Raw genomic sequence first — 5,136 nt, 5'->3', positions numbered from 1 at the left:
GTTGCTATAAGAAATCGAATAGCACATAGCTTTCAAATTACGGCTCCAGCGGGAATGACTGATGACCCTAATGATCAAATGTTAGCAACTAAGTATAAAAATGGTAGACAGGAAATAATTACAGAAGAATATTTATTAAACTTTATCAATTTAAATCAAGAACTTTCAACTGAACTTCATCAATTTAGAGGATTCTAATTACCCCATTTAACATAATGGCTGTTATACGAAATTTGATTGATTTTTACTAAAACACTATTTGAAAATATAAAAAAAAGCCCAGTCATGGAATACTGGGTTATGGAAACTCAAATAAGGATTTATATTTTATAAAGTATTTAAAAAACCATAAAAAAACTATGGTTTTTTTTGTATAAACTTGCTTGTTGTCTCTACTTCATTGAATACTTCAAATTTTTTCCGATCATTATCGAGTTTAACAACGAGAGCTAAAATAAAAATCATTATTATAAAAGCTAGGAAAATCAAATGCCTTCTCATTATTAATTCCACTATCAGTGCTATAAAGTATGCTTCCCTATAGCAAATAGATAGGACATAAAGAATGAAAAGTAAAGCTCGATACTTTGAGACATGGCTATTGCCATATCTCAAAGTCGAGCCACTTTGCGATATTCGGTAGCAATAAGATTAAGAAAAGAACCGAGCAAAGTACTTGCCAGTATTTATTTAGGGTCAATAACACAGTAATCCTTATTCGTTCCATGACAGTCATTTTTCATAACTCGGACACAAGATTTATCATTACAATTTCTAATATCTAAATTATATCTTTGTTCTAGCCACGCTGCCTCTGCACGACGTTCCTTGATCTCATCAAAACTTGGAATAAATAAAAATATAAAAGACAGGAAAACCAGCACCAGACTGAGGAAAATTGCACATAACAAGGCAATAAATCTGTAGTTCAATTTGTCGGTAGCCTTGTCTAGTTCATGGATGCGACCTTGAAGGGCACGTGTAGCTTCCTGATTTGCGTTATTTAGGGTCTTTTTGCTTTGTTCTAGTACCCCACTAGCTACTTTGTTGTAAAACGTCTCTAATCGCTTGTTATCATCTGCTATAGCTTCTCTATATTCCTTCATGGAGGCTAATAGAATATACAACTGATCATCTAAATCATTTTGGCTGCTCATAGCGATGGTCCACTTCTCTTCATGCTCTTGCGGTGTTTCTGTTTCATGGCTTGTTCTTGCTGTAGCTTCAATTGCTGTTTACGTTCCAGTTCTAGGCGTTTAACTTCCTGTGCTTTCTTCCATTGCTCAAAGCCTTGCTCAACACGGTTGAACCCTTGTTCTAAGGTTTTTTCTTTATGCTGTTGTTTGTTTTGGAGCTGTTGGCTGTTCTGCTGTTTTACCGTGTCGTTGAAACGACTGATCTCAGTATCTATACCTTTCCTGCGCATCTGCGTGACCTTGCTACCCTCATGGATAGTGGCTTGTAGCTGATTACCTTGATCGACATAGCTGCGGTGGTCGATTCTTTCCCGATACCCTGCATGTTCGAGGGCATGATTCGCTAGGTTTGCCCAGGTGGAACGGATCTGTTTAATTTCTTCCTGGCTTGTTCCCATACCCAGTGTTTTTCTTTTGGTATTACTTAACTCAATATCGGCTTTATCTTTAAGAACTAAATTCTGCTCTGGATCTAATTCGGCCTTGCGCGTTGTCAGTAAGATATGTGCATGATGATTTTTATCACTGCCATTCTGACTAGGTGCATGAATGGCTAAATCCGCGATTACTCCATAACGGTCTACTAAAGATTGCGCAAACTCTTTGGCCAGTTCTTTTCGTTGTTCCTCATCTAATTCATCAGGCAAAGCAATCACCCATTCACGTGCTGTTCGGGCATCTTTTCGGTTCTCTGATTTTTCTGCCATATTCCAGACTTGGCTTCGGTCTAATTCGATATCCAAATTAGAAATAATTTCGGTATAAACCACACCTTCTTTTCTCGTAAAGTCGTGCGTTAATCCTGTCCGTTCATCTTTCAATTTTTCTCCTGCACGATAAGCCATAGATGCAACCGCAGTTCGTCCCGAACTTCGGTTAACAGTCTTCGTCGTACAGTGATAAATTGCCATGCCTTAGCCTTGTGATGGTTTTGCTTTTGCTTTTAAAAATTGCGTAGCGATTTTTGGGGTTAAGGGGATTCCCCTTACGCAAACTTTGACTTGGATGAAATCCAAGTCGTAAGTGCGCATTTCATGAAAAACACGATAGCATATAGCCCGCTTGAATTTCAATTCATAGGGCCTTATGCTTGAGTGGTTTTCTATATCCCGAAATCTGAATCATGACAAAAACTGCTGAAACTCTTGAAAAGAAAATCGAAGCCCAATTAGAGAAGCTGAAACAGTTAAAGGCTCGTAAACAAGCTATCGAAGCTAGAGAAAGATCGAAGCAAAAAGAGCAAGAAAGAAAGGATGATACTCGACGTAAAATTTTGCTCGGTTCTTATTTAATTAAAAAGATGCAAAGTAATGAAGCCAACAAAGAAAAAATACTCATGGAACTTAATGAATATTTAACTGAAAATAGAGATAGACAGCTTTTTGACTTACCAAATATTGAGGAAAATTAATTATGAATAAAGCCGATTTAATTGCCAAATTAGCACCTAAATTAAATATTAATCAAGACGAAGCAAGAGTTGTTCTCAATTCTGTTCTTGAAGTCATTACAGAAGCCCTAGTTGAAGAAAAAAATGTCCGATTAGTTGATTTTGGTACTTTTTCAGTAAAACAACGTCCAGAAAGAATGGGACGCAATCCTAAAACTGGAGAAAAACTTAAAATTGAAGCTAAGGAAATCGTTACTTTTAAACAAGGTAAGGCTTTGGGAGAGCAATTTATTGTTAAGCCAAAGCAAAAAAGTAAAGCTAAGAAGAAAGCCTAATTTTTCTTAGCTCTTTGTTTTTCTTGTTCGGCTTTATACTCTGGAATTAGCTCATTTAAGACCTTTTGGATATTTTCCTTATCTTCGATCTGCAAATTATCCCGATAGTAAATTAAGTCCTCTATTTTGCTTTCCATCTGCATTTTTTCGGTGGGTTCTGCATTTTGGGATATTCGGGATAATAGGAAGATATAACCGCATATATTTTCCCTCGCAATTTCATAATTTACGATATCGAGGTATTCAGCTTGTGTGCCGTGAAGTTCTTCTAATAGGTTGGTTAATTTCATCATGCTTGAAACCCTGCTTTTTCTAAACATGGATAAAGCTCTCTGAACTTTTCAGGCTCTAAAAGCATGTCAGCGATACGAATAGCAAATTGCTGAAAACTTTCCGTACCTTGTGAGTATTTGCTCATTTCGGGCATTTCAGACATTTTATTGGCAAATAAGTGGCGCTGAGCATCGGTCATTTTGATGAAAAAATCAGGGGTATTGGGATCACGTTTAATTTCAATTTTCGGCTGTGTTTTTTGCTTAAACCTGAATGAAAACCCAGTGATGGTACGCCCTTGTTTATGCTGTTCATAAGTGGTTTTTATATCCGTATGCTCATTGATCTGGGTAATAGCTGTGTCTAATACACGGTTTTTAAAATGATGCATACGTTGATATTCATCATCTTCAACACCTAAATTTTTACGTAATTGTTGCAGTTCAAAAATTGGTGTTTTACCAACCTCACGCCAGGCGATTAATAATTCATAAAGTCTGGTGGCGTACTTACTGGTTAAGTGTGCAACTTGTTTGGCTTCGTATTTCGTAAAATGTTCTTCTAATCGAGTGATTAACGGCACTACGTCAGGTGCGAAAGTAATTTCTAATAGCGCTAAGTCATCTACATAAAAAATACGACTAACCCAACGAGAGCGAACAACACCCACTTTTCCTGTTTTTTTGTATTCTGCTGTATAGCTAAACTGTCTATTAAATAGATTGTTTACAGCTTCTTTTAGAGCTTTATAGGATGCATCTGCCGATACATTAAAGAGCTTTGCATAATCACTAGCATGTATTTCTAGTTTGCTATCTGCCGTGATGCCCTGTCCTAATTCCCTTGCATTAATTATCGCCAGCATAATTAAACGCTGTTCTGTTAGTTCTAAATTATAACTGGCGTTTATTAATGCATTATCTTTCACAACTAAACCATTCTTCATATTAAATACACGTTATTATTAATGTGTATTTAAACACTACATATAATATGTGTGTAAATCAAGAGAATTTGTGTGCTTATACAAGAGAATTTGTGTGCTTATACAAGAGAATTTGTGTGCTTATACAAGAGAATTTGTGTGCTTATTGAGAGTGAAACCCTCTGATACCAATGCTTTCATAGGGTCTAAAAGCATTTAAAAGCTTTAAAAATAATTAAAAGCCTTTCGGCAGGGGAGTGGAACTGCCCTAGGTACTCGCTAAAGCTCGTACTCTATTGAAGCTCGTTCCTCGCTTCGAGGGGCAGTTTTTAATTAATACTGTTTGTGATATTCAAAAGTAAAAGCATTGATAATGTATTCGCTTCGCTCATATTTTTTGAAAAGCAAAAGCTCCAAAATTCGCACCCATTCGGGATGCTCTGTATCTACCGTTTAAAATCAAAAGGGAGCTTGTAATCAGGGAAAAGGTAGGCGCAAAATTTTAATGCCAGTTGATCGCTCGTAGACACTCGCTCGGCTCTTATTGGGAGGAGTTTAATTATTAAAATATCTAATCAAAACCGTGGAACATTGATTAAAGAATATTCGTGGAACATAAAAAATCATAAAAAAAGCCCAAACGGGCTCGATTGGGCTATAAAATAGAAACTACAGCATTGATTTCTAAGTGGAATTATAGCGTATTTCGTATAAGGTGTATTATGTTAATTTTAGGAAATCTTTAAAAATTGAAATATAGGACTTAATAACATGTCTGAAAGTTACACACGTCAAGCTTTGCCATCAAAAAAGTATAGAGAACTTATAGGAACGGCTATTTGCGTATTTAATTCAAATAATAGCTTTGTGATTGAAAACATCCTAAGAGCAGACCAGACTGGTAAATATGAATGGCATAAGCTTATAGATGAAACATCTGGGGATCTTGCACCTGCTATCAAAAAAACGATTACAGCCAGTTCTAATACAACTATTGCAAAGCTTTTTAGTGATATT

6 protein-coding genes and 2 pseudogenes are annotated in these 5,136 nt (G+C 36.2%); 4 read left to right on the top strand and 4 right to left on the bottom strand.

The window, feature by feature from the left end:
* Positions 1 to 198: pseudogene (locus G5T77_RS05445) on the top strand (selenium binding protein); the annotation flags it as partial.
* Between the two features lie 488 nt (positions 199 to 686).
* Here the strand turns inward: G5T77_RS05445 and G5T77_RS05440 are convergent.
* Together G5T77_RS05440 and mobQ are read right to left on the bottom strand one after the other, a co-directional pair.
* Positions 687 to 1,157, bottom strand: coding sequence for a hypothetical protein (locus G5T77_RS05440; RefSeq protein WP_046650746.1), 471 nt, complete (start codon positions 1,155 to 1,157; stop codon positions 687 to 689).
* Complete coding sequence (mobQ, locus tag G5T77_RS05435; protein ID WP_068534583.1) at positions 1,154 to 2,107, bottom strand: MobQ family relaxase; 954 nt, start codon at positions 2,105 to 2,107, stop codon at positions 1,154 to 1,156. Before mobQ ends, G5T77_RS05440 begins: the two co-directional genes overlap by 4 nt.
* 212 nt (positions 2,108 to 2,319) lie before the next feature.
* Between mobQ and G5T77_RS05430 the strand changes: the two genes are divergently transcribed.
* Positions 2,320 to 2,607, top strand: coding sequence for a hypothetical protein (locus G5T77_RS05430; protein WP_005099140.1), 288 nt, complete (start codon positions 2,320 to 2,322; stop codon positions 2,605 to 2,607).
* Positions 2,608 to 2,609: 2 nt separating this feature from the next.
* Positions 2,610 to 2,921 (top strand): HU family DNA-binding protein, encoded by a 312-nt coding sequence (locus G5T77_RS05425; RefSeq protein ID WP_004647573.1) that lies wholly within the window; start codon positions 2,610 to 2,612, stop codon positions 2,919 to 2,921.
* Here the strand turns inward: G5T77_RS05425 and G5T77_RS05420 are convergent.
* Both G5T77_RS05420 and repM read right to left on the bottom strand, forming a co-directional pair.
* Positions 2,918 to 3,214 carry a hypothetical protein gene (locus G5T77_RS05420; RefSeq protein WP_034707427.1) on the bottom strand — a complete coding sequence of 99 codons (297 nt, stop codon included), beginning with the start codon at positions 3,212 to 3,214 and terminating at the stop codon, positions 2,918 to 2,920. The two genes, G5T77_RS05425 and G5T77_RS05420, sit on opposite strands and share 4 nt — an antisense overlap.
* Positions 3,211 to 4,140, bottom strand: coding sequence for a replication initiation protein RepM (gene repM, locus G5T77_RS05415; protein WP_004647575.1), 930 nt, complete (start codon positions 4,138 to 4,140; stop codon positions 3,211 to 3,213). Before repM ends, G5T77_RS05420 begins: the two co-directional genes overlap by 4 nt.
* Positions 4,141 to 4,890: 750 nt before the next feature.
* Between repM and G5T77_RS05410 the strand changes: the two are divergent.
* A pseudogene (locus G5T77_RS05410) lies at positions 4,891 to 5,136 on the top strand (selenium binding protein); the annotation flags it as partial.

Source organism: Acinetobacter sp. GFQ9D191M (assembly GCF_011174875.1).
GTDB lineage: Bacteria > Pseudomonadota > Gammaproteobacteria > Pseudomonadales > Moraxellaceae > Acinetobacter.
This window is presented reverse-complemented; position numbering and strand designations above follow the sequence as displayed.